At 46.1% G+C, this 21,840-nt stretch carries 22 protein-coding genes and 3 pseudogenes; 16 read left to right on the top strand and 9 right to left on the bottom strand.

What is annotated here, in order from left to right:
* Window positions 1-42 precede the first annotated feature (42 nt).
* The 3 genes from abgT to PTE_RS08475 form a co-directional block, all read right to left on the bottom strand.
* Window positions 43-1,569, bottom strand: a complete 1,527-nt coding sequence (gene abgT / locus PTE_RS08485) for a p-aminobenzoyl-glutamate transporter (RefSeq protein WP_036845061.1) — start codon at window positions 1,567-1,569, stop codon at window positions 43-45.
* A 101-nt stretch (window positions 1,570-1,670) separates the two neighbouring features.
* Entirely contained in the window at window positions 1,671-3,119 is a 1,449-nt protein-coding gene (locus tag PTE_RS08480) for a M20 family metallopeptidase (RefSeq protein WP_036845058.1), read from the bottom strand.
* Window positions 3,112-4,437 carry a M20 family metallo-hydrolase gene (locus PTE_RS08475; RefSeq protein ID WP_036845056.1) on the bottom strand — a complete coding sequence of 442 codons (1,326 nt, stop codon included), beginning with the start codon at window positions 4,435-4,437 and terminating at the stop codon, window positions 3,112-3,114. The genes PTE_RS08480 and PTE_RS08475 overlap by 8 nt, the downstream gene beginning before the upstream one ends.
* Window positions 4,438-4,690: 253 nt before the next feature.
* Here PTE_RS08475 and PTE_RS08470 point away from each other — a divergent pair, with 253 nt between their 5' ends.
* On the top strand, window positions 4,691-5,590 hold the full coding sequence (locus PTE_RS08470) for a LysR family transcriptional regulator (RefSeq protein WP_036845054.1): 900 nt from the start codon (window positions 4,691-4,693) through the stop codon (window positions 5,588-5,590).
* On the opposite strand, the gene PTE_RS08465 is transcribed toward PTE_RS08470, so the two are convergent.
* On the bottom strand, window positions 5,587-6,621 hold the full coding sequence (locus tag PTE_RS08465) for a DUF4158 domain-containing protein (RefSeq protein ID WP_036845052.1): 1,035 nt from the start codon (window positions 6,619-6,621) through the stop codon (window positions 5,587-5,589). The two genes, PTE_RS08470 and PTE_RS08465, sit on opposite strands and share 4 nt — an antisense overlap.
* Before the next feature lie 149 nt (window positions 6,622-6,770).
* Between PTE_RS08465 and PTE_RS08460 the strand changes: the two genes are divergently transcribed.
* Complete coding sequence (locus PTE_RS08460) at window positions 6,771-7,346, top strand: recombinase family protein (protein ID WP_036845050.1); 576 nt, start codon at window positions 6,771-6,773, stop codon at window positions 7,344-7,346.
* Window positions 7,343-7,615, top strand: coding sequence for a hypothetical protein (locus PTE_RS08455; RefSeq protein ID WP_036845047.1), 273 nt, complete (start codon window positions 7,343-7,345; stop codon window positions 7,613-7,615). Before PTE_RS08460 ends, PTE_RS08455 begins: the two co-directional genes overlap by 4 nt.
* Before the next feature lie 820 nt (window positions 7,616-8,435).
* On the opposite strand, the gene PTE_RS24965 is transcribed toward PTE_RS08455, so the two are convergent.
* Window positions 8,436-9,035: a group II intron maturase-specific domain-containing protein gene (locus PTE_RS24965; protein WP_071992958.1), complete on the bottom strand. Its 600-nt coding sequence runs from the start codon at window positions 9,033-9,035 to the stop codon at window positions 8,436-8,438.
* 287 nt (window positions 9,036-9,322) lie between these two features.
* On the opposite strand from PTE_RS24965, the gene relB reads away from it, so the two are divergent.
* From relB to PTE_RS08435, 3 genes are read left to right on the top strand one after another with little or no spacing between them, the layout of a single operon-like run.
* Window positions 9,323-9,772: a type II toxin-antitoxin system RelB family antitoxin gene (gene relB, locus PTE_RS08445; protein ID WP_036845045.1), complete on the top strand. Its 450-nt coding sequence runs from the start codon at window positions 9,323-9,325 to the stop codon at window positions 9,770-9,772.
* Window positions 9,769-10,056: a type II toxin-antitoxin system RelE/ParE family toxin gene (locus PTE_RS08440; RefSeq protein ID WP_036845044.1), complete on the top strand. Its 288-nt coding sequence runs from the start codon at window positions 9,769-9,771 to the stop codon at window positions 10,054-10,056. Before relB ends, PTE_RS08440 begins: the two co-directional genes overlap by 4 nt.
* Entirely contained in the window at window positions 10,038-10,496 is a 459-nt protein-coding gene (locus PTE_RS08435) for a GNAT family N-acetyltransferase (RefSeq protein ID WP_245219012.1), read from the top strand. Before PTE_RS08440 ends, PTE_RS08435 begins: the two co-directional genes overlap by 19 nt.
* Window positions 10,497-10,800: 304 nt before the next feature.
* On the opposite strand, the pseudogene PTE_RS08430 reads toward PTE_RS08435, so the two are convergent.
* Together PTE_RS08430 and PTE_RS08425 are read right to left on the bottom strand one after the other, a co-directional pair.
* A pseudogene (locus tag PTE_RS08430) lies at window positions 10,801-11,075 on the bottom strand (type II toxin-antitoxin system RelE/ParE family toxin).
* On the bottom strand, window positions 11,075-11,356 hold the full coding sequence (locus PTE_RS08425; RefSeq protein WP_110742849.1) for a CopG family ribbon-helix-helix protein: 282 nt from the start codon (window positions 11,354-11,356) through the stop codon (window positions 11,075-11,077). The pseudogene PTE_RS08430 and the gene PTE_RS08425 overlap by 1 nt, the downstream one beginning before the upstream one ends.
* A 213-nt stretch (window positions 11,357-11,569) precedes the next feature.
* Here PTE_RS08425 and PTE_RS08420 point away from each other — a divergent pair, with 213 nt between their 5' ends.
* Window positions 11,570-11,806, top strand: a complete 237-nt coding sequence (locus PTE_RS08420; protein ID WP_036845042.1) for a virulence RhuM family protein — start codon at window positions 11,570-11,572, stop codon at window positions 11,804-11,806.
* Window positions 11,807-11,853: 47 nt separating this feature from the next.
* Here the strand turns inward: PTE_RS08420 and PTE_RS08415 are convergent, their stop codons facing one another.
* A complete protein-coding gene (locus PTE_RS08415) occupies window positions 11,854-12,762 on the bottom strand; it encodes a hypothetical protein (RefSeq protein ID WP_036845040.1) in 909 nt (302 codons plus the stop codon).
* A 109-nt stretch (window positions 12,763-12,871) separates the two neighbouring features.
* Window positions 12,872-13,297: a hypothetical protein gene (locus tag PTE_RS08410; RefSeq protein ID WP_036845038.1), complete on the bottom strand. Its 426-nt coding sequence runs from the start codon at window positions 13,295-13,297 to the stop codon at window positions 12,872-12,874.
* A gap of 408 nt (window positions 13,298-13,705) precedes the next feature.
* Here PTE_RS08410 and tnpA point away from each other — a divergent pair.
* The 9 genes and pseudogenes from tnpA to PTE_RS25635 all read left to right on the top strand — a co-directional run bounded on the left by tnpA (window position 13,706) and on the right by PTE_RS25635 (window position 21,700).
* A pseudogene (gene tnpA, locus PTE_RS08405) lies at window positions 13,706-14,134 on the top strand (IS200/IS605 family transposase).
* 708 nt (window positions 14,135-14,842) lie between these two features.
* Window positions 14,843-15,124 carry a hypothetical protein gene (locus PTE_RS08400; protein ID WP_165577080.1) on the top strand — a complete coding sequence of 94 codons (282 nt, stop codon included), beginning with the start codon at window positions 14,843-14,845 and terminating at the stop codon, window positions 15,122-15,124.
* A 309-nt stretch (window positions 15,125-15,433) separates the two neighbouring features.
* Window positions 15,434-15,964 (top strand): protein-tyrosine phosphatase family protein, encoded by a 531-nt coding sequence (locus PTE_RS08390; RefSeq protein WP_036845033.1) that lies wholly within the window; start codon window positions 15,434-15,436, stop codon window positions 15,962-15,964.
* A gap of 89 nt (window positions 15,965-16,053) precedes the next feature.
* Window positions 16,054-16,977, top strand: coding sequence for a tyrosine-type recombinase/integrase (locus PTE_RS08385; RefSeq protein WP_425339428.1), 924 nt, complete (start codon window positions 16,054-16,056; stop codon window positions 16,975-16,977).
* 292 nt (window positions 16,978-17,269) lie between these two features.
* Window positions 17,270-17,851 (top strand): 3'-5' exonuclease, encoded by a 582-nt coding sequence (locus tag PTE_RS08380; RefSeq protein ID WP_425339426.1) that lies wholly within the window; start codon window positions 17,270-17,272, stop codon window positions 17,849-17,851.
* Window positions 17,848-18,339: a hypothetical protein gene (locus PTE_RS08375; protein ID WP_036845029.1), complete on the top strand. Its 492-nt coding sequence runs from the start codon at window positions 17,848-17,850 to the stop codon at window positions 18,337-18,339. The genes PTE_RS08380 and PTE_RS08375 overlap by 4 nt, the downstream gene beginning before the upstream one ends.
* Window positions 18,340-18,645: 306 nt before the next feature.
* The gene (locus tag PTE_RS08370; protein ID WP_036845028.1) at window positions 18,646-19,521 is read left to right on the top strand and encodes a DNA replication terminus site-binding protein; all 876 of its coding nucleotides are present in this window, start codon (window positions 18,646-18,648) and stop codon (window positions 19,519-19,521) included.
* 148 nt (window positions 19,522-19,669) lie between these two features.
* Window positions 19,670-20,710: a DNA-binding protein gene (locus PTE_RS08365; RefSeq protein ID WP_036845027.1), complete on the top strand. Its 1,041-nt coding sequence runs from the start codon at window positions 19,670-19,672 to the stop codon at window positions 20,708-20,710.
* A 72-nt stretch (window positions 20,711-20,782) separates the two neighbouring features.
* Window positions 20,783-21,700: pseudogene (locus PTE_RS25635) on the top strand (IS982 family transposase).
* The last annotated feature ends 140 nt before the right edge of the window (window positions 21,701-21,840 follow it).

The raw sequence follows: 21,840 nt of genomic DNA, 5'->3' as shown, positions 1-21,840 counted from the left end.
AGCGCATTTAATAACGCTTTCGTTCGATTATCAGTCTGGGGGTTACAGTAATGTTGGGTAAATACCTGGCCCAATGGGCAATCCAGCAAAATACCAACCTATAAGCAGCAATATCCAGACGGCAAAAAACACCAGCGGATAAGGTAATACTAACGTGTAATAGGTGCCTAGTTGAGCACTCTTATAGTAACGTTGAAGAAACCCCAAGAAAAGCGGCAGAAAAGGGGACATCGGTGCCAAAGGTAATACTGCGGAATCAGAAATACGGAAGATGATTTGTGCAAAGGCAGGGTGAAAGCCAAGCAGGACAAACATTGGCACAAAAATAGGGGCCAGAATCGACCAGATGGCAGAGCCACTTGCGATGAACATACACAAAAAGGCAGATAAAAACATTAATCCGATGAAGGCAGGAACACCTGTCATACCCAAGGCTTCTAGCATATCGGTTAGCCCTATCGCCATAAATTTGCCCATGTTGCTCCAGTTAAAGAAGGCAACAAATTGAGCCAGAGGGAAGACCATTATAATGAAGCCTGCCATGTTTTTCATGGGGTCAACGAGCAAATCAGGAATATCATTAGATTTTTTTATCTGTTTTGTGGAAACGCCATACGTAATCGAAACCACGAAGAAAAACAAAATAATGACTGGCACGATCCCTTTTATGAAGGGCGATGGAATAATTGAGCCAGTTTGTGGATCACGCAGTAGTGCATTTTCAGGAACAACGAGCAATGCAACAATCCCGATGAAGATTAGTGCAGATAGACCGCTCATTAGCAGCCCGCGATTTTGTTGTGGCGTGAGCTTTGCTAACTTCTCATTGCGACTTCCTTCCCATGCAGGAAGGCGTGGCTCAACAAACTTATCTGTTAAGATAGCGCCTACAATCGTCAGTACAATCACTGATGCTGCCATAAAATACCAGTTATCGATGACACTGACGTGTAAGTTGGGATCAAGTATTTTAGCCGCTTCAGTACTGATACCAGATAAAAGAACATCGGTAGTGACAATCAATAGGTTTGCCGTAAATCCTGAACCGACGCCAGCAATAGCGGCCAGTAGGCCAGCAACGGGATGGCGACCAACTGCAATAAAAATTAGTGCGCCTAATGGCGGCATGACAACGAGTGCGGCATCCGAAGAGATATGGCTAAAAAAGGCGATAAATAGCACCATATAGCTGGCGTAACGTTTATTAATACCAGACGCCATTTTATACATCAGGGTTTGTAACAGACCGACTTTTTCTGCAAGCCCTGCACCAATGACCAGCGCTAATATTGCGCCAAGTGGTGTGAAATTACTGAAATTTTTAACGATATTAGGCAGGATCCACTGTAATCCTTCAGCGCTAAGTAAGTTTTTAACTCTGATGAGCTCTCCATTTGTAGGGTTTTTTACGGCCAAATCAAACCAAGACAAAATAGCCGTCGCTATCATTAAAACAGCGATTAAATAGATAAATAAAATAAAAGGATTTGGAATTTTATTTCCAACTTTTTCGATCCAGCCAAGAATACGTCCTGGGCTCTTATTTACAGGGATAGTTGTTTCACTCATGGTTTTTTCCTTTGTGTTTGCTGTCGTTATTATTTTTGATTATGTCAATGACTGAGTGCTGGCTTGCCGCTGTAAGCAAGTCAGTATTTATCGGAGCAAAGTTATTTCAAAGGTGATGGTTTAATATCGGGCGGAATAGGACACCGATAGGGATGCTGATCCCGTTGGTGTTTGAACTCCGATTGAATCTCTGCTAACAGAGCAGGGTCTATTAATAATTTAAGTGCGGTGGCGGCCATAATTTTCCCGGCAAGACACATCCCTTTGTGAGCAATGGATGAACGCCCTTGTGCGACTAATTGCCAAGTATGCAGTGGTGTGCCAAAGGCAAAGCAGGGGCTGAAGCATTGCGCTGTGGGTGTTACCCAACTCACATCACCGACATCGGTAGAGCCATACATCAACTCTTGCGATTCTATATAGGGTAAGACTTCATCTGTTAGTGCTTTTTCCCCTTGTCGTTCACTCCAGCGTTTACCCTCTTCGCCTGCTGTTCGCGCTGCATTGAGTTTGGCATTTCGTAAATCATCTTTTGTCAGTGTTTGATGGATTTTTTCGGCGAATTGGCGTTCCTCATCAGTATATTCAGGAATACCAAAGGCTTGAATATACTGATACATCACTCTTTCCATCGTGCGGTTAGGAATATAGTTTGAACACGCCTTATCAAGGCGAATATTCAATTGCGTGCCGGTCATTAAGGCGGCACCTTTAGCGATATCAATGACTCGTTGGTAAATATCTTGAGCCTGATCCAGTTGTGGGGCGCGAACAAGGTATAAAACTTCGGCATCAGCTTGTACAACGTTAGGTGACACACCACCCGTATTAGTCACTGCATAATGAATTCGGGCTTCCTGAATGATATGTTCACGAAGGAATTGAACACCCACATTCATCAGACTGACGGCATCTAAAGCACTTCTACCTAGATGAGGGGAATTGGCTGCGTGTGAAGCAATCCCTTTAAAATGAAATGCTGTTTGGATATTTGCCAGAGACTGGACATTAAATGCACTACTGAATGATTCAGGATGCCATGTAATTGCTGCATCAACATCATCAAAAAGACCTTCCCGGACCATAAATGTTTTGCCGGAACCCCCTTCTTCACCGGGGCAACCGTAAAACCGCACAGTTCCAGGCCGTTGATTTTTTTGCAGCCAGGCTTTCACTGCAAATGCCGCAGCGAGTGCAGCCGTCCCCAGTAAATTATGTCCACACCCGTGGCCGTTACCATTTTTAACCACAGGATTAGATTCACAACAGCCTGCTTTTTGGCTTAAACCAGCCAGTGCATCATACTCACCAAGTAAAGAAATCACAGGGTGTCCACTACCGTAACTGGCGATAAACGCGGTCTCAATATTGCCTACCCCACGCTGAACAATAAACCCTTCATTCTCTAACGCATTTGCAAGTAGCTCCGCAGAAAAGGTTTCTTCAAAGCGGGTTTCTGGGTGTTCCCAAATATTATCGCTAAGGTGAATAAAATCACTTTGGTGTTGATCAATATATTCATGGATGAATTCAGTCAACGAATTATTCATGGTGATGAACTCCGAAATCAGGTAGGTTAAAAGCGATAGTGGCTAATGTTTTCACTGCGGTTGTCATCACGTTTTCATCAAAGTCAAACCGTTCATTATGATGACCTGCACTGAGTGCTGTACCGAAAATAAGGTAGGTGGCTTGACCACCATTCGATTTGACGCGTTCCATAAAATAGGTCGCGTCCTCCGATCCCGCAGCTTGCTGGCGGCTTTTGACAACAGATGAAAGCTCTGGGATATATTGTTGAGTCTGTTGATAAATGAAATCGACCCATACAGGGCTAGGTTGGCTGCTTTGAGCGGCTCCCATTAACTGTATTTCATATTCAACCCCCTGCATTTTTGCAGCACCTTCAATAATATTGAGGGCTTGATGGTAGACAAATGCATTGATCTCATTAGTTTCACCACGCGTTTCCACTTTCATTAATGCGTAGTCAGGAATAACGTTACGGCCAATGCCTGCCTGTAGCACGCCGACGTTAATGCGTGAACTACCTTCGCTGTGGTGAGAAATAGCATACAGTCCTAAAGTTGCCTGAGCGGCGGCTAACAGGGCATTTTTTCCCGCTTCTGGTTTTGCACCAGAATGGGAGGCAACACCCCGATAAGTGACATCGATTTTTGTGGTAGCAAGAAAATTATTACTACCACAGACCAATTCTCCTTGAGGTACACCAGTGCCGATATGGATAGCGATAAAGAAATCAACATCATCGACAACGCCTGCTTCAACCATTGATTTTGCGCCACGAGTTCCTTCTTCCGCAGGCTGAAAAATCAGTTTGATTTTTCCGGTTAGCTGGCTTTCATATTTTTTCAATATACGAGCGAGTCCTAATCCGATCGCTGTGTGACCATCATGACCACAAGCATGCATCATATGTGTATTACAAGAGGAAAAGCCTTCAGCGTGAGGGCGGTGTACGTGAGTTTGTTCCTCATTCAGGTCAAGCGCATCCATATCAACCCGAAAAGCCAATGTTGGTCCAGGTTTTCCTGTATCGAGTGTCGCGACAATGCCGGTAAACCCGCCTGAAAAATGGGGTAGCCATTCAGTCAGAGCGCCTTGTTTAATAGCACGCTGTTCTTGCGCCTGTAATGCCTGTTCTGAAGGTAAGCCCATTCGTGCATCAGCCTTGATAACGTCTTTTCCTATTTTCAGGCTGTACCCCAAACGGTACAGTTCATCTGCCACAATCGTTGCTGTTCTGAATTCGAACCAGCCTGATTCAGCAAAATGGTGGAAATCGCGACGCCAGTTTTGTAATTGTCCAGCAATTTGCTGAATAGATTCGTTTAATGAAGTGTTCATAATAATTATCTCTTTTAGTTATCGCGGAGAATAGAATATATTTGGTTTATTTTACCAATATTGATTTTGTTTGATTTTAATTAAATTGGTTTATTTTTTAACTTTATTATTTTAATAATTAAAAAATATTTTTGTTGAACTTTAAATACAGCCCGGTTTTTTTATTACTGATTTTTAATGTATACAATGAATTCTGTTAAAGTAAGATACAATTATCTTTATCTATATAATTAAAAGTTATCGCAAGAAAAAAATGGCGACACCAATAAAACTCAATCAACTGCGCGCTTTTGTTGAAATTTACCACCATGGCAGTATCAGAGCGGCCAGTCGGTTTCTGTTACTCTCGCAACCGGCTTTAACTAAATCGATTCGCGAACTGGAAGATTCACTCGGTGCAAAATTATTTATACGCAGTAACCAGGGTATTCATTTGACAGAGTGTGGAAAAAGTTTTTTACAACGCGCCAGTTTGATACTTGAGGAGCTTCGAATCGCACAGGAAGATATTCAGCAACGCGTTGGCTTGAGCGGTGGTGTCGTCAATATTGGTGTGGCTGGCAGTATTGCACGTACGATTATGCCGAAGGTGATTACACAATTTCACCGCGATTATCCCACCGTGAAGTTAAGAGTTGTTGAGGGACAGTTATTGGCTATGTTACCTCAGCTCAGACAAGGTGAACTGAATTTTACCGTAAACACCTATTATCCCGGTAGTTTGGATGCAGAATTTAGCTTCGAAAAACTGATGGAAAAAGAGTACAAAGTGATTGTACGAAAAGGGCATCCAAAAGTGAATGCAACCTCTTTAGGCGAATTAGTTGATTGTGACTGGACCATGCCAACACCGAAAGACACCTACTATCGCAGGTTATTTGAGATGTTCTCATCGCTGGATAATCCACCTGTCTTTAGTGTGACGTGTGAAACCTTGATGGCTTGCATGAGTTTAGTTGCCGAAAGTGACTTTGTGACTATTGTGGCTGTGGATGTGGTTAATGAGACTCTGTTTAATCAGCAATTTGTGGTTTTAAACCTTAAAGAACGGTTGCCGTTTGCAACTTTTTGTCTTGTTCAACGAAGAGATACAAAGCTGACTCCTGCGGGAGAACATTTGGCTAGACTTTTTCGAATGCATTGTCGTGATTAATTTTTGCACCAGAAGTGGGGATTAGGGGGAGTTGAGCAGACCCGTCGGTCACCACAGGTTTGACTGGATAGACTACATGAAGAGCATTCTTCTGTCTGCTTCATGTGCCACATCATGGCGCTGGTGAGGTTATCTGACAGCTGACGGTAGCGAAGCCAGATATAGCACATCAGATATAACCAGGTTTGTTCGGTTTTGAGGTTACGCAAATCGTGGATGGTATAAAAGTTGACCAGACTGGCGAAGTACAGCAAATTTTGTTGTGAAATCCCGAGTTCGGGTAGCAATTGTCGAGCCTTCTGATATATCGGTGCCAACTGGTTTCGTTTATCCCTTTCCCTCGACATTTGTCGCCACCGAAAATCTTTTGCTTCCTGCTTCAACACAGCCAGTCCCGACAGCGCATCATCTTTCTTCAGAAGTGAATTCAGCACGCGCTGTGTTTCTGTATCAAGGGAGGACAACAGTATGCCCGCCAGTCGTTGCCGCTCAGTTGACAGTGCTTTACTGATTATTTTCTGGAGTGTGGAATATCCTGGTCGAACGATTTTCTTTTCATTCAGCCAGCAGATAAGTTCGGTAGCAACAAATCCAGGGGTAATATCACGATGCACAATCTGCGCTGCGCGGGCATCCAGCTGCGGGCCAACGGAACCTGACCACTGACGGTACCCAAAGAAGTCGGTAATAAGCTTACGCTGGGCGTAATATTCATGGGTGGTAATAGTTCTGTCGGTAAGGGATACCCCACGAAAGTAACGCTGAACCACAAAATCGAAATCACTTTCCACATCCTTCGGTGAAAAATGAAAGAAGGCGTGTTTGGCCTTAAAATAACCCGTTTGAAGGATACAATAAATCTGCGACAGTATTTCGGGGCGACTGTTTGCCAGCGCCAGCTCATCTGCCGTAAGCGACAAATACTCCAACTGCTGGCCTTCATCAAAGTCAGGCAGGCCATACAGTGCGAATTTTTCTGCATCCGTTAAAACGGTGAGTCTTTTACCTTTATCTTTTCGACGGGATGTCATCCTGACCTCGCACTGAATATGTCCGTAAGAGGACCGCTCTGCGGACAGTAAAAAATGACATTTGCGCTTCAGTGAAAATCACTGCTGACGTTGTCTCATATAACTGGTACGATATCAATCTCTTTCATGGCCCCTTAAACGTACACTTTATGACTGAAATACGCATTGGTTATGCCCGTTGCTCCACCGATCGGCAGGATTTGACCGTTCAGCAGGAAGCATTGATTAAACTCGGCGTCTCCCCGGACCGGATTTATATCGACAAAGGGCTGACTGGTTCAAACCGGCAGAGACCGGGTCTGGATCAGGCGCTGGCCGCCGTGCGCAGCGGTGACACGCTGGTTGTTCCCAAGCTTGACCGCCTGGCGAGTTCGGTACCTGATGCACGTGAGATAGCTGATGCATTACAGGTCAGGGGCGTGAAACTAGCGCTGGGAACCAGTCTCTACGATCCGGCAGACCCGATGGGGAAAATGTTCTTCAATGTGCTGGCGACCTTTGCTGAGTTTGAGGGTGATCTGATACGCCTGCGTACTCGGGAAGGCATGGCCATTGCGCGGGCGAAGGGGAAACTGAGGGGGAAACAGCCAAAGCTGTCTGAAAAACAACAAAAAGAGCTGTGCCGCATGCGGGAAACGGGCAAATACTCGATCAGCGATCTGGCTGATTTATTTTCAGTCTCACGGCCAACTGTTTATCGAACACTTTCACGAGGACAAAAATGATCGACTTAACCGCAGAGCAGCAGCAACTGGCGAAAATAGTCCATGATTATGCCTGCCGGTTTCCTCCGACAGAGGATGGAGATGCACAGTTATTACAGGGTTGCTATGATTATATGGAGGCTTTCAAACAAGTGCTCGATAGTTCATCAAAAGTCCAGATGGATTACATTTGCCTGCAATATCCAGGATTTTTTCGCTTTGCAACATGGATGGAACTACTGGCACAGGGGATTGCTGATGGAGTTATCGAGGTTCCGAAAGATCACTAAAAAGTAGGCGGCAAAATTTTGGCGGCTTCCCGCTTACAACCCCTATTAGTTGAATAAATTACTTTTTTCATATTAGCACCCTCTTTATTTAATAAAAATCTTACAAAGTTCCATGTTTTCATGAAATCCTATTCTTTATTAAGAATTTTCTTAACCAAAATTAACCAGATAAAAATCCAATAGAAAACTTCATAGTTATACGAATAAATTATGTTATAATTATAAATAAAGATATTTATAACATATTTTTCGTATCATAATGCCATATATGATTTATTTTATAACATGGCGAAAGCCCATCTTCACCACATGATGAAGAGCATCCTCCACCACATGATGATGAACCACCTTCACTGCATGAACAGGCCCCACCGCCAATACTATTAATAAGTCTTGATTTTGCATTAAAAGAGTATATTACTTTTTTTATATTGTTTTTCATTTTTATTATAAACAGATAAGTATAATGAAACCAAGAAGAAACATATTCATATTTATGAATAATTTCGCATATTTAAATTTTACAAGCAAGTTTATATTATGATTATTTGTATTGAATTTTGTAATTCTTATTATATTTATGGTAACTATAATCACTAATTAATTAGGAAGTATTAAAGTTTTATAAGTCATAATGAAATGGACATCTCCAAAAATAGGGTTATCGGGTCGCGCAAGGGAACTTCCCCCCTGCGCTCCCACGGAACCGGACGTGACAGTCTCCCGTCATCCGGCTCTTGTCGTTGACCGTTCACGTCGCGTACAAATTTCCCAGTGTGCAAACAGGCCGGGCTTAGCGCTTTGTATCCTTCTTAACCATTCATATTAACCATTCATATGCCTGAGCCAGGCTACCGTGTACCCGCTTATATTTGCGGGCGACCCATTTAGCAAGGTGCAGGTCTACATGACTGGCTATACAGTTCATTGCTGAACGATAAAAGCGCCCATAGTACTTAACCCAGCCCCGTAACATGGGATTGAGCCAACGGGCCATTACTTCCAGCGACAGCGGAGTTTTGTGACTCAGATCCCAGCCCCGTACTGTCTGCCGGATTGCCTTCGCAGCTCTGGCGCTCATTGCTGGCAGGAAATTCACCGACAGCTCTCCTTCTTTCGAGACCGACTTTCTTGGCCTGAACGTGTAACCCAAAAAGTCGAAGCTGATTTCAGGATATGCTTCCGTTCTTTCCCTGTCCTTGCAGTAGACAACTTCCGTCTTGCCCGGACTCATCTCCAGCTTACACCCCGCCAGACGCTTTCTGAGCCTGCCACACATCATCATTGCCTGCGCATGACTCTTGCAGTGGATGACTATATCATCAGCGTATCGCTCAAACCGGACGACGGGGAATTCCCGTTTCATCCACATATCGAATGCATAATGCAGGAACAGATTAGCAAGCAACGGACTAATCACGCCCCGAACGCAAAAGGTAATTTTATCTTCGAACGAATGATCTCATTTGATCGTTCATATTTTGTCCTTGATTCACGTCTTAAAAGGTAATATTTTTATGTCTTATGTCGAGATCAACAAATAGGGGTCCAGTGGAAGAACCCTCGAAAATGACGAGTCAGGGCGCGTAATGTGTGGCGTTATGGTAAACAATAACCGCCAGCTTCTGTTGATTGTTGTGCGATTTATAGTAATTTGCAATAATGATATCTATCAAACGCACCGCGTTTCTTACAGAGGCCACTTTTATGTCAACAGAAACCATCGATCACACTACGCTGTCCCGCCTGGTTGAAGCCGGTGCCGTCCGGGGGGCACACATCGTCGGCCAGCCTGGCGGATGGGCCGTCATGGTCCAGTACGGGATGCTGGAGCGCCCGCTGGCCGCGCAGCGCAGTCGCAATGTGCGGCTCTTCCGCCGTTTTGAAACACTGGTGTCGTACCTAAAGGACATTGGCATTGCCCGTTTCGATGTGGATTCGTCGAACTATACGCCCGACACCATTACTACCGCCCGGCGACCCGATCGCGCCGAAGCCCTGAAACGAGCGCATGAGGCTGCCGCCTATGATGCCTGGTTCCGTGAACAGATCCAGGCCAGTATTGATGATCCGCGCCCTGACATTCCGCATGAGGTCGTGGAAGCCAGGTTTGCCGCGAAACGCGAAGCTTTGCGCAAGAGTATGGGGAACAAATGAAGATTGTCTGGCGACCGATGGCAGAGGCTGACAGGGAAAACATCTTTGATTACATTGCACAGGACAACCCCCGGGCGGCACTTGAATTGGATGAGGATTTCAAAGCCAAGGTTGAGATCGCAGCACGAAACCCGAAACTCTACAAAGCGGGCCGTGTGCGGGGCACTCGCGAAATCGTGGTGCGACCGAACTATGTGATGGTTTGTCGCATAGAAGACGAAAGCAGCTCAGTGATAGTGCTGCGCGTCCTCCATGCTGCACAGCAATGGCCGCCAACCAAGTGACACAATTTCCGGCGAAAGAACCCTTCACTCGTCATTTTCGGGGGTTCTTCCACTGGACCCCTATTAGCGAGCACAATGAAAAGATATTGGGTTACTACAGCCTAAGTCCCGCCTCCATTGCCTATGAACGAGCACCGGAGGTGATTAAGCGCGGCCTGGCTCGACATGATGTGCCGGTATTTCGGCTTGGCCGTTTGGCTGTAGATCTTTCAGTACAGAGTCAAGGACTCGGTGGTCAGTTATTGCTTGCAGCTGGGCGGCGTTGCTTGTTGGTGGCTGCTCAGGCAGGCGGCGTAGCATTGTTGATTGATGCCAAGAATGAACGTGTTGCCGAATGGTATGCCAGCTATGGTGCTGTTCCGCTATTGGATGCCCGTCTATCTTTACTGTTACCATTCAAAACAATACATGCCGCGCCGACTACTGCGGGGAAACTGTAACCTATGATTGGTATCAACCACCAAATGATACCCTTAAAGTTGGCGGCTATCGCAGCTACCCGGTCACTACCCCTTTTACTGAGGCAGAATCACAGTAAAAAAGGAACCTAGTATAAGGGGTCTGAAGCCCAATCGTACGAAAACGTACGTTAAGTGTATTTTTTGAACAATTTGGTGTGGCTATGGGCTTGCAGCCTGGGGTTGTACGCCTATAACGACGTAACTAGATCAGCTCATGAAACGCGATAAATCATACGCTAAGCCTCGCGCACGATTTAAATAGTTGATGGGCGACCCACCCATCTCAACGATTTTCTCGGGTATGCCACAGCCGTAGCACGTAGACGATAGAATCAAGAATCTCGAACGACTCTCGTACTCTCCAACCAAAATCCGCCTAACCTCACGTGGTTCAAATTGAAACAATTGCTCTCCAACACGCGGATTACTTAGCAGAATGGTCGGGGATTGAGTCAACGAATGTATCGCCCTCGCCGCCGCGGACTTGTTAGCCAGAGCTAAAAATTCATACAAGCGCGCCAAATCTGATAGCGCCTTGCTGGTCCACTTAAGTTCCATCAACGCGGCACAGACAGCGGTTGGTTGGTACCAAGGCTATCTGTCCAAGCTTGCACTGCCTGATGATCAATAACCCGGCCAGCATCCACATCTGCCAGAGCCTCCAGAGTAAGGCGATCTCGCTCTTCTTCCTGAGCTATCCATGCGGAAAGTGCCTGTTTCATGATCCAACCCCGTGAACGTTCAAGTCGGGCTGCCATCTGGTCAACCTTGTCGGCCATCGGTAGTGGCACGTGTGCTGTCAGTACCTTAGTTGTTGCTTGTGTCATGTTGCTCTTCATTTACCGACTCCTGATGATTTATTTGATTCAAAGCTAATCATAGTGATTTTTCCAAAATCAATCAAGGTAGTGTCAGCTTGGATTAAACCCTATCCTGATGTCAGTTCCATCAAATAAAACATGTCAGAATAAACCCAATTATTCATTAATTGACATCTATTGAAGAGGATCATAGAGTCTTTCCTGACACTTCAGGACACAAAAGGCAATGAAATGGGCGAACTTGTCATTTATCAACCAAGCAATGGGGATAAAGTTTCGGTAAGGCTGGAAGGCGATACACTTTGGCTCACACAACGGCAACTGGCGGAAATTTTAGAAACATCGACCGATAACATTAGCCTGCACCTCAAAAACATTTATGCCAGTGGTGAATTGACGGAAATAGCAACTACCGAGGATTTCTCGGTAGTTCAACAAGATCTGCCGTCTCATTTTGGCATACCCTAATAAACGGTTTTCGAATTCAAGCGGCTATGCCGAGTATAACCAAAGTACTACATACTAGCACAAATTGTAACATTCTGAATTGCGAAATACCCTAACCAGTCATACCCACGCTTTTTCGCATCCTCTTCTACGTCATCTGTGTAGGTCGCCATTGATGCGCCAGGTTTATGGCCCCAATAATAGCTATCCGAGTTGTTCCCATGCCATACTTTCCTGTACCAATGATAATCCCATGTTTCCTCATTATTGGGAATACCAGCAGCCAACCCTACTATCCACGCGGGGCTTTCATTGCTTCCGTTTACGGGATTCATCCCTTCTTCAAGGCGGATAATACGATCGTTTCTCACGCCTTCTAGAAGTTCTTCATTAGATTCTGGGATTTTGCTTTTTTGGCAAAAACCGGGGTGAGGCCAGCTGCTCTGAGTATTACCATCTGTCCTTACGTTGCATGCGTATGCGTAGCAATTATTGCCTCTCAAGTGTGCAGGGTCATTCCACCATGCGGAATTATATGTTGCATATTGGACGGTACTTCCGTGTGTCATACCACTCTTAAAATGCGTTTCTTGGGAATCGCGCCGGGCTTTATCTGAGGAATTATATGAGACATTTCTAAGCATTTGTCCGCAAGAATTGAATGTTTCGGATTCATTTGAAAGTGTTACTTCAGCCTCATTTAGAAGAAGTTGCCCCAATTTTCGGCTGGCTGATATGTCTTTTGCATGTCCATCAGAGACGTCAAAAACCATAGGCAGTCCAAATTTTAGCGCGGATGTATGGTCGAGAATCTCAACTGTAATCCCCACAAATCCGGGTAAGAGAATATTAGGAGATATATTTATGGCATCTTGATTGCTAGAGATATATTTTAGGATATTAGATGCCTGAGGCTCATGAATTATTCCGAATGGGTTATTTCTTCCAAAGAAGATATTTTTGGTTATCTTTAACATATATTTTCCTTTACAAACTCAGCTCTGAACAGCTACAAGTTGATTTCGAATAAAGCTCAAGGGGACAGAAGTCCCCTAAAGCACTAGAGAGGCCAGGACAGTAAAACTGTTACACCATTCTTTCTGGAATGTGAATTTCTTTTTGCTCATCAACGAAGATAAGCACTGATGGGTAAATCGATACCTCGCATCCACTAGAAGCTGAGAAAGTCACATACATTTCTTGAGTGGCTCCATCGATTCTCAATGTGACATTACCATTATCATTACTACCAATAGAACAATAGAAATTGTCTTTCATTGTATACAGCCGACCACTGGATGTAATAAACTTTACCCACCAATAATCATATGGCGAACCTGAACCTGTTTCATAAGTAACTTTCAGTACATTCTCAGCCGTTTCTCCTGAACGGATATTATTTAGCGTCTCTTGCTCTTGTTTATTTGGGTCATTGCTTCTACGATGGCGAATTGTAATGGAAGAAATATCTTCACCCCAATCATTTTTGAAAGTGACAATACCTGTGGACATATATAACCTCACTTATTGATTTAACTCGAAAAAATACGCCCTGCATTGTGCGAAAACTTAAACAATCGTACAATGAAATTATCCTATGTTTTTATTTTTTACTTTCAAAGTTCATTTTTTGAAGAATGTGTTTTATTATTTATAAGCAACGACTAAACGGGCAGTTCATTTACCAGAGTCGCCGGATAATCTACAGGGAGAGCATAAAAAAGTCTGGGGCACTTGAGTTGTTTGGTTTAGCGGGACGGTTTGTTACGCCATTGACCCGGTGCCATGCCGATACCCAAACGGGTCTACCCAATCCAAACCACTTTATCAATACCCATTTTATTCTTCAATGAAGGTTAAAACCACCGGCTTTAGCCGGTCAGCTTTAGCTGCAATACTCTGTTGTACTGGAGGTGCAACATGGATTACAGATATGGCAGCCACACGGTATTTCAGATTGAATACCATTTTGTGTGGGTAACGAAATACAGATATAAAGTGTTGACAGGAGAAGTCGCGAGCCGAGTGCGTGAGTTAATCCGTCAGACATGTGAATCTTTTGAAATCAGGATATTAAAGGGAGTTGTTAGCAAAGATCATGTGCAAATACTTGTGAACAGTCCCCCAACATGAGTGCCCACCGAAATTATGAGAAGGCTGAAAGGGAGAACGGCCAGTAAGATGTTTGAAGAATTTTCACATCTGATATACCGGTAAGCGGGCCAACAAGTTCGGGGTGGAGGCTATTTTTGTGCAACCGTGGGACAATTAACGGAAGAGATGATAAAAAATTATTTGGAGCATCATTTTGAGCCGAATCCGAATGATAATTTCAGAATGGATAATTGACGCGTCGTTTAGCCGACGCGTATCCGGACTTTCAGTCCGTTAATCGCTAACCCACCTACTTTAGTAGGTGGTTGTTTAGTCATCGTTATCTTCTCGTTTCATGCTTGAGCCAGTTTTTATGGCCGTCGACGACCTTTTCGATGCTTGCGTCTCGTCGCCCTGTCTCCTTTGTTGCGTATGGCGCGAACTTTTCCCCTGTCTACTGTCTGCTTACGTCCAAATTTGACCCCTTTGTCCTTGGCTTCTAAACGGCCTTCATTTGTACGCTCAAGTATCCTCTGCCGTTCAGCTTGGAGAGCATAAAAAAGTGTGGGGCACTTTATTTAGTTGGATATAAAGTCATACTTATCAGGGAATCTGAGCGAGTAGAGCTATTGGTTATCCGGTCAGCACTTCATCAGAACGTGATTTGCAAGACTACCGCTTCTTGCTCTCACATAATTGCCCCACAGATTTTTATGCTCTCCTATGATGTGTTCACTATCGTTGGTAAGCGTTTTTTCAGCAAGTATGTTCCAGCGCAACATCTTATACCATTCCATCTTAATCTGTAAAATTGCCGTATTACTGTAATTATGATAATTACGGTAAATAGATTGAAATTTCTTTATTGCTGTTCTACTTATTAAAAAATATCTTTGAAAAAGTAGAGTTTTTGAAATAAGATAGGTGGTGGAGAATGCCAACTTTATGCGAGGAGCGCGATTAGTGATTTTTGATGTAAGAGCGTCCTTCGAGGTAGCGCTCCAGACAGACACCCACCTGGTACTTATCGATCTGGATCAGGAAGCATCAGTTACGAACGATGCAGAAGCGGTAATCGCCTGGTTGGCCGCAAACCTCGGCGGTGGAATTGGAAAACGTAAGGTGTACTACCGGGACACCGACGGACGCTTTGATGAGATCAAGGTTAATGCCGGTGCTTTTGCCGGTTTTGCACCTTGTAGCGAAGGCCAGCAGACCGCCTTGGCTAAGATGCTCGGCCAGTAACCCAGTGTGGAGAACTAGATGTTAAACAAAAACAAATTTGAAAAGGTGTTGGCGAGAGTCATCAACAAGAACAGTAACCGATGCTCAGTGTGCAAAAAGCCGTTTTCTGGGCCTTGCCACACATTTGGCGGGTTGGATGCAGATAGTAAGGTGCAGAACGTCGGCCAGTGCTGCCGAAGCAATATAGTGGACCTGAGGCATGGTGGCGTCTATACCACCGCTCCGGTAGGTACTGAGGAAGGTGAGCGCCAGGCCCGTGAGCTCATGGCTTTTCATCCGTGTGCTCGTCGCATGATGTAGGAGAGGTCCATGAAAAAAGTCATCTTCATCAGCCAGTCTGAGGCCGAAAGGCTGGAGCCAGTTGCCAGTGCGGCTATGATCTCCATAACTGACCCAGACAAGTCCCCTGCCGCTCTCGGACCGTGGTGGCAGTTGTACCGCGATAGTTTCTATGATGGCGGCTATTCCGAGAACACCATCCACACGATGAAGGCTGCGTTCCGGATGAATTACGCCTCCTACATCGACTCATCCCAGGCTGAAAAGCTGTCCACCTTCCTGGATGGATTGGTTGGAAGCGGTATCGATCAGATCTTTGTTCATTGCTATTACGGTGAATCCAGAAGTGGCGCTGTAGCGCTGTACCTCCAGAACAAACATGGATTTACTCCGAACAAACCGATCACCAAGCCCAACCGAACAGTTTACGAATTGCTGTGCAATCCAACCAAGTTTGAGCCACTGATACAAAGCTACGAAACACAGCATATTGAGGAGGAGCCGCCTCTTCATCTCAAAATATGGGATTTACTTCTCATTGCGGTCGGGCTTCGGAGGTGACTTTGCACGATACGAACAATGACAACGAAGGGCTAGTTTCACATGCGAAAGTTAATGTTCCATCAGAACAAACCATTCGCGGTGAACTACTGCCGTCATCGAGCTCGCTCCGGAACATCCAGGACAACCCTGCCGTCGCCTATCTGGTGAGCCTTGGGTCAAAGCGAAGCAGGCAGACCATGAGCTCATTCCTCAACATCGTCGCCAAGATGATCGGGTTTCAGAACCTTCGTGACTGTGCATGGAGCTCAATGAGGAGGCACCACATTTTGGCCGTGCTGGAAATGCTAAGCGATTCAGGTAAAGCTCCGGCAACCATCAACACCTACCTCGCAGCGCTGAAAGGTGTAGCTCTTGAAGCATGGACGATGAAACAAATAGACACGGACAGTTTCCAGCACATTAAGCAAGTTCGCTCTGTGAAAGGGTCCAGGCTACCCAAGGGCAGAGCCCTTGAACGCCATGAAATTCGGAGTCTTTTTTTCACATGTGAAAGCGATCCAAGCTCCAAGGGGTTGCGTGATGCGGCCATTTTGGGGGTTCTTCTCGGGTGCGGTTTACGTCGTTCTGAAATTGTTGCCTTGGACATGGTGGACATGATTTATAAGGACCGAGCTCTCAAGGTGCTTGGCAAGGGCAACAAAGAGAGAATTGCTTATGTACCTGGCGGTGCATGGAAAAGACTGGATAAGTGGGTTGAAGAGGTTAGAGGAACGCATGAAGGGCCTCTGTTCCCGAGGATCAGGCGGTTTGATGATGTGACTGGAGAGCGGATGTCGGATCAGGCCATCTACCACATCTTGGAGACCAGAAGAGTAGAAGCCGGTCTGGAGAAGTTCGCGCCCCATGACCTGCGACGTACCTTTGCCTCCTCGATGTTGGATAACGGTGAGGATATTGTGACCGTGAAGGACGCAATGGGCCATTCAAGCATTGCCACTACCCAGAAATATGACAGACGCGGCGATGAGCGCTTGAAGAGAGCGAGCCAACGCCTCGATATAGCGGATTAACAGCATGAATGATGAAGAACTCGAACTTGCCAGAGCCGAAGCCATGAAAGCCGATAGGTGCTTTTCCAAAGGGCGGCTCAGGGATGAATTTCGGATGAAGCCCAAGCCAGGAGTAGAGCCAGTTTCGTTCTACAAAAACGGGTATGGCGGCCAATTTGGAGTGTACCGGATTGCGGATTGCCAACCAATGAGGAGAAGGGGCTGTTCACCGGCATCACAAAAGCAAATAAGGGCGCAATCCATCCTTTCGGTCAAGGCAAGAATGCGTAGCAACCTGGCAAAGGCCTCTGTCATGGCACAAAGGTGGATCGCTCTGGAGCCTCTGGTACTCGATACCGAGACGACCGGACTTGGTGAAAGAGACCAGGTGATCGAGCTGGCTGTTACAGACATCAGAGGCGCTGTTCTCCTCAGCTCCAGATTGCGGCCAACCGTGGGAATTGACCCTCAGGCAATGGGTGTTCATGGCATCAGCGAGGCAGAGCTGACGAATGAGCCTACGTGGACTCAAGTTGCGCCAGCTCTCGCCCGGCTTTTGTCTGGCCGCCATTTGGTGATATTTAACTCTAGTTTCGACAGCAGGATGTTGAGGCAAACAGCCAGTGCATTTGGAGATCAACTCCCTTGGTGGCAAGAGCGGAACTGTCTATGCGCGATGAAGCTGGCGGCTGATGCCTTTGGCTCAACCAACCGGCACGGCACAATCTCACTTGCGGATGCCACCTGCCAGGCAGGTGTGAGCTGGAAAGGTCGAGCCCATTCAGCAGCTACTGACGCCATTGCCACCGCCGATCTGGTGACAGAGATAGCCAAAGTCCAACGTGACCTCGTGGTTCAGCTCCAGGAGCTTCAAAGCAAAGGTAATTTGGAATGACAGAACAATCCTACGGCGAAAGCCTCAAATTTTTCTCAGACTGGCAGAAAGACCCGGCGAAACGCACCGGCCTGAATGTGCAACACACGCTAACCAGAGGTGAGTATCCTACGGTCAGCATCGAGATTGCGCCGATCAGGGCATCGGGGTCCAGCCCAGACTGGAAAAGCAAGATCACGGTGCAGCTCACTCGTGGCGAGCTGACGGCGTTTTGCAGCGTTCTCTTTGGCTTGCGTAGCAAGGCTGAGGGTTCCTATCACGGCGACTCGAAGAACAAGAGCTTTGCGGTTTACAACAACGGCAAGGCCGGTGTTGCAATTATCCTGAGCGAGCGAGGAAACCAGATCCAGAATTTCATCAATGATGACGACCGGATGGAGCTTGCAGTTTTCGCAGTTCGCCAGCTATCCAACGCATGGAAAGTTACCCCTTTTGATGCCATCGCGCTGTTGCGCCAATCAGCGTGGATGGACCGCAATCTGTCCTAATCGCACATACCAAGGCACCCTAAAAGTCGTCCCAAAACCACAAAGTTAGACCATCATGCAAAATAGGGTATAGAGGGTGCCAGCTCCACCCCCGCAGTTCCCCTCAGCCACATTTCTGGCTTGCCCCGCTCTTTTCTTCTTTCTCTCTTTTTCTCAATCTAATCTCACACGCGAAGGTCAAACAGGGCACCCGCCGACACGAAGCGGAGGCGTATTCTTGCCCTCCCCCCTCGTTGCATGATGGTCTAATACTGTCTACTATGTAACCAATGATCTGTTAGAACAAACCCACACACAGGCGGCAACATGGCTAAAAACTTCATTTCAGAACAATTCTCGGCCATGTGCCGGGACTTAACAAACCTGTCTTCCATCATCAAACGACTACCACCACGGTACGCAAAAGTTGCGGCCATCCCTCCTACCAGAAAGGGAATGGAAAACGAGCGCATCAACAATATTGTCGTGACGGAACAAACAGGACGCGAAGCTCTTGAGCTGGCAGCGCATAGCTACAAAGATCTGCACATCAATCCAGACTATTCGCAAAAGTCTGCCAGACGAACAGTGGGGGTCCTATGGTTCTCCCCTTCCAGAGTCGGGCTGGCTGATGAAATTGCTGCGACAGTTGATCGTATCAATGCGGCCAAAGCCGGTATAGAAGAGTTCATTATCTCTACATACCCCACCAGGCAAGAGCGGTTTGAAGCACTTCGAGTAGACTGCCCTGGAGTAATGACACTTCACCTTTACAGGCAAATCCGATGCTATTCCAGTGGCGACATCGACTCTATCCGCTTCACCTGGCAACGGAAGGACTCTTTAAAGAAGCCAGTGAAAGAAGAACTCTTGCAACGAATAAGAGAGGAGCTTGAACGTTCTGGTGCTGACTATCCGCTTCCCCTTGAACAACTTATCCAGAGGATAGTCAGCACTCCGGAGCCTTACCTCCGGGAGCGAAGGGAGGTAAAGGTGCAGCCGGTAGCAAACGTCATGGCCGCAGGCGTACTCAAAACCGTTACCGCGCCCATGCCCCTGATCCTGCTACAAGACAAGGATGTTGAGCTCAAAATGCTTCGCAGCTTCGACGCATCAGAACAGCGCAAAACACGCTCGGATAAGGCGGCCTCGGAAATCCTTGGCACCTTTGGTGGCGTCACCATCGAATCTACCCCTGAGTAAACGTGACCATGTGACAAAACTCTTCCTAGCACGGAAGGGTTTTGTGCAACCGAAATAATTTCAATCTACCTTGCTTTAATGTATAATTACGATAATTATCATATTACGGTAATTATCGTAATTACCGTGAGAAAAAAGGAACGTTATTATGGCTAGAAAATTAGTTGAGTACGACGATGTGGCCGCAGCGGCTCAAAGGCTCAAAGACGCAGGTAAACGTCCAACTCTCATCGCGGTCAGAGATCTCATTGGTAAGGGAAGCTACACCACCATATCAACATTTCTAAAACAATGGTCAGAGGAACATTCTCTCGATGATGAACCCGTAGAAGTGGTTCTGCCTGAATCGGTTATGAGTGATGCTCAGCTCTTTCTCCAGAAAATATACACTGTCGCAAAAGCCAGCGCTGATGATCAGCTTGAACGCGAGCGAGAGCTTCTGCGCCAAAAAGAGATTGAGTTCCAGGAAGACATGCAGCAAGCCGTGGATATGGCTAATGATGCCACAGAAAAATCTGAGCTTTTGGAAGAGCAGCTTGAGGCTATAACCAACAAAAAAGCAGAGAGTGATGCTGCTCTTGCTAAAACTGAGAGCTCGTTATCACTCAAATCTGCGGAGTTAGAACGCTCTCTAACTGACATCGAGAAACTAGAAAAGCGGATCATGGATTTGGAAGGAAAGTTGGAAGCGAAATCCACCGATCTTACCCGAGCTCAGGACCACTTAGAGCAAGCTGAAAGCGAAAATCGCTCTTTGAGCCAAAAATTGGCAACTACAGAGGGTGAGTTAGCTGCCCAAAAAGGCAAGAGTATAGAGCAGACTGAAAAACTCCGGGCCGCTCACGAGCAAAATAAAGCGTTAAAAGAGCAGCTCGAAAATACACAGGCCAAATTGGCCCAATCACAGGACTCCCTCGCCACAGCCAAAGCTCATGGCGAATCCTTAGAACGAGAGTGCCAGCGTCTATCTGGTGATGTCCAAAAGCTGGAATCTAAACTCTCTAGCGCCGAAGCGGAAGCTCGCTCTCTTGTTCAAGGCAAAGGCGTTATTGCTGGTCAGTTACAGGAAAAAGACCAGCAGGCCAAGAACCTTGAACAGAGACTCAATGAGGCGCTGACCAAAATTTCTGGGTTAGAGTTAGAACTCGTTAAAGTTGGCAAGGGAGAGAAAAAGAAAGAGGAAAACTGATGGCACGTAAGGCTAAATAACCTGAGGTTTGCTTAAGAAGGGAACTAAGTGCCTGAGGCACGATCAAAGTTTTTGTCAAAGAAAACAAAATCGTGGAGATCCTCAGGCAGGTTTAATTTAGAAGAACTTTACTGCTGCGTCGATGACTTTTGCCAAAAATTTATTCCTCTCTGGCATCAACAGTTAATTGAAAATGGTTTGCTCAAACGTCGCCGCGAAGCTTCCCTTTCTCTCAGTGAAGTCATGACGATACTCATTTTATTCCACATGAGCCATTATCGTGATTTTAAAACGTTTTATATTCAGCATGTTAAACACTATCTTCAGGCCGATTTTCCCCAGTTGGTCAGCTACACCCGGATGTTAACCTTGAAGCAAAGGGCGCTCATTCCTCTCTGTGCTTTTCTTTCGTCACGCAAGGCCCAAACCCAGGGGATCGCTTTTATTGATTCAACCAAAATTGCCGTTTGCCACAATCTCCGTATTCCCCGTCATCGTGTATTTCAGGGCGTCGCACAGCGAGGGAAAACCAGTACCGGCTGGTTTTATGGCTTTAAACTTCATCCGGTTATCAATGTTTGTGGTGAACTTCTGGCAGTGAAGTTACCTCAGGAAATAAGGATGATCGCCATCCCGTCAAAGCGCGGGTACAAGGGTTAACCGGATGTTTATGGGCGATAAAGGGTATTTGTCGCAGGCTTTGTGCGATGAACTGGAAGCAGTTAAAGTAACGTTAATCACTCGTGTCCGTCGTAAGAGAAGGCGAAAAAATTGTCTCTATGAAATGAACTGATGTTAAGGAGGCGATTTTTGACCGTTTCGGTCATGGATCAGCTTAAAAATATTTCTCAGATAGAGCATTCAAGACACCGCAGTCAGCTCGGTTTTTTATTGGAAATCGTCGCTGGCCTAATTGCTTATACATTCCAACCTAAAAAACCGAGCTTGAATTTACGGGATTGTGATATCCCTATTTTTAAACGAAGCTGAGGTTAAATCTTCAGAAGAGTGGCGAAGCAGAGCGGCTGCTCTCAAGCCAATATCGAGGAGGCTATGAACAGCCTCTGCGTCTATTGGTGACGATGGCTGGTTACACCGGCTGCATGTCTGGGTTGCAGAAGTGGCCCAGG

It is taken from the genome of Photorhabdus khanii NC19 (assembly GCF_000517265.1).
GTDB classification, from domain to species: Bacteria; Pseudomonadota; Gammaproteobacteria; order Enterobacterales; family Enterobacteriaceae; genus Photorhabdus; species Photorhabdus khanii.
Note: the sequence above shows the minus strand (reverse complement) of the source record. Positions and strands in the feature narration are given on the sequence as shown.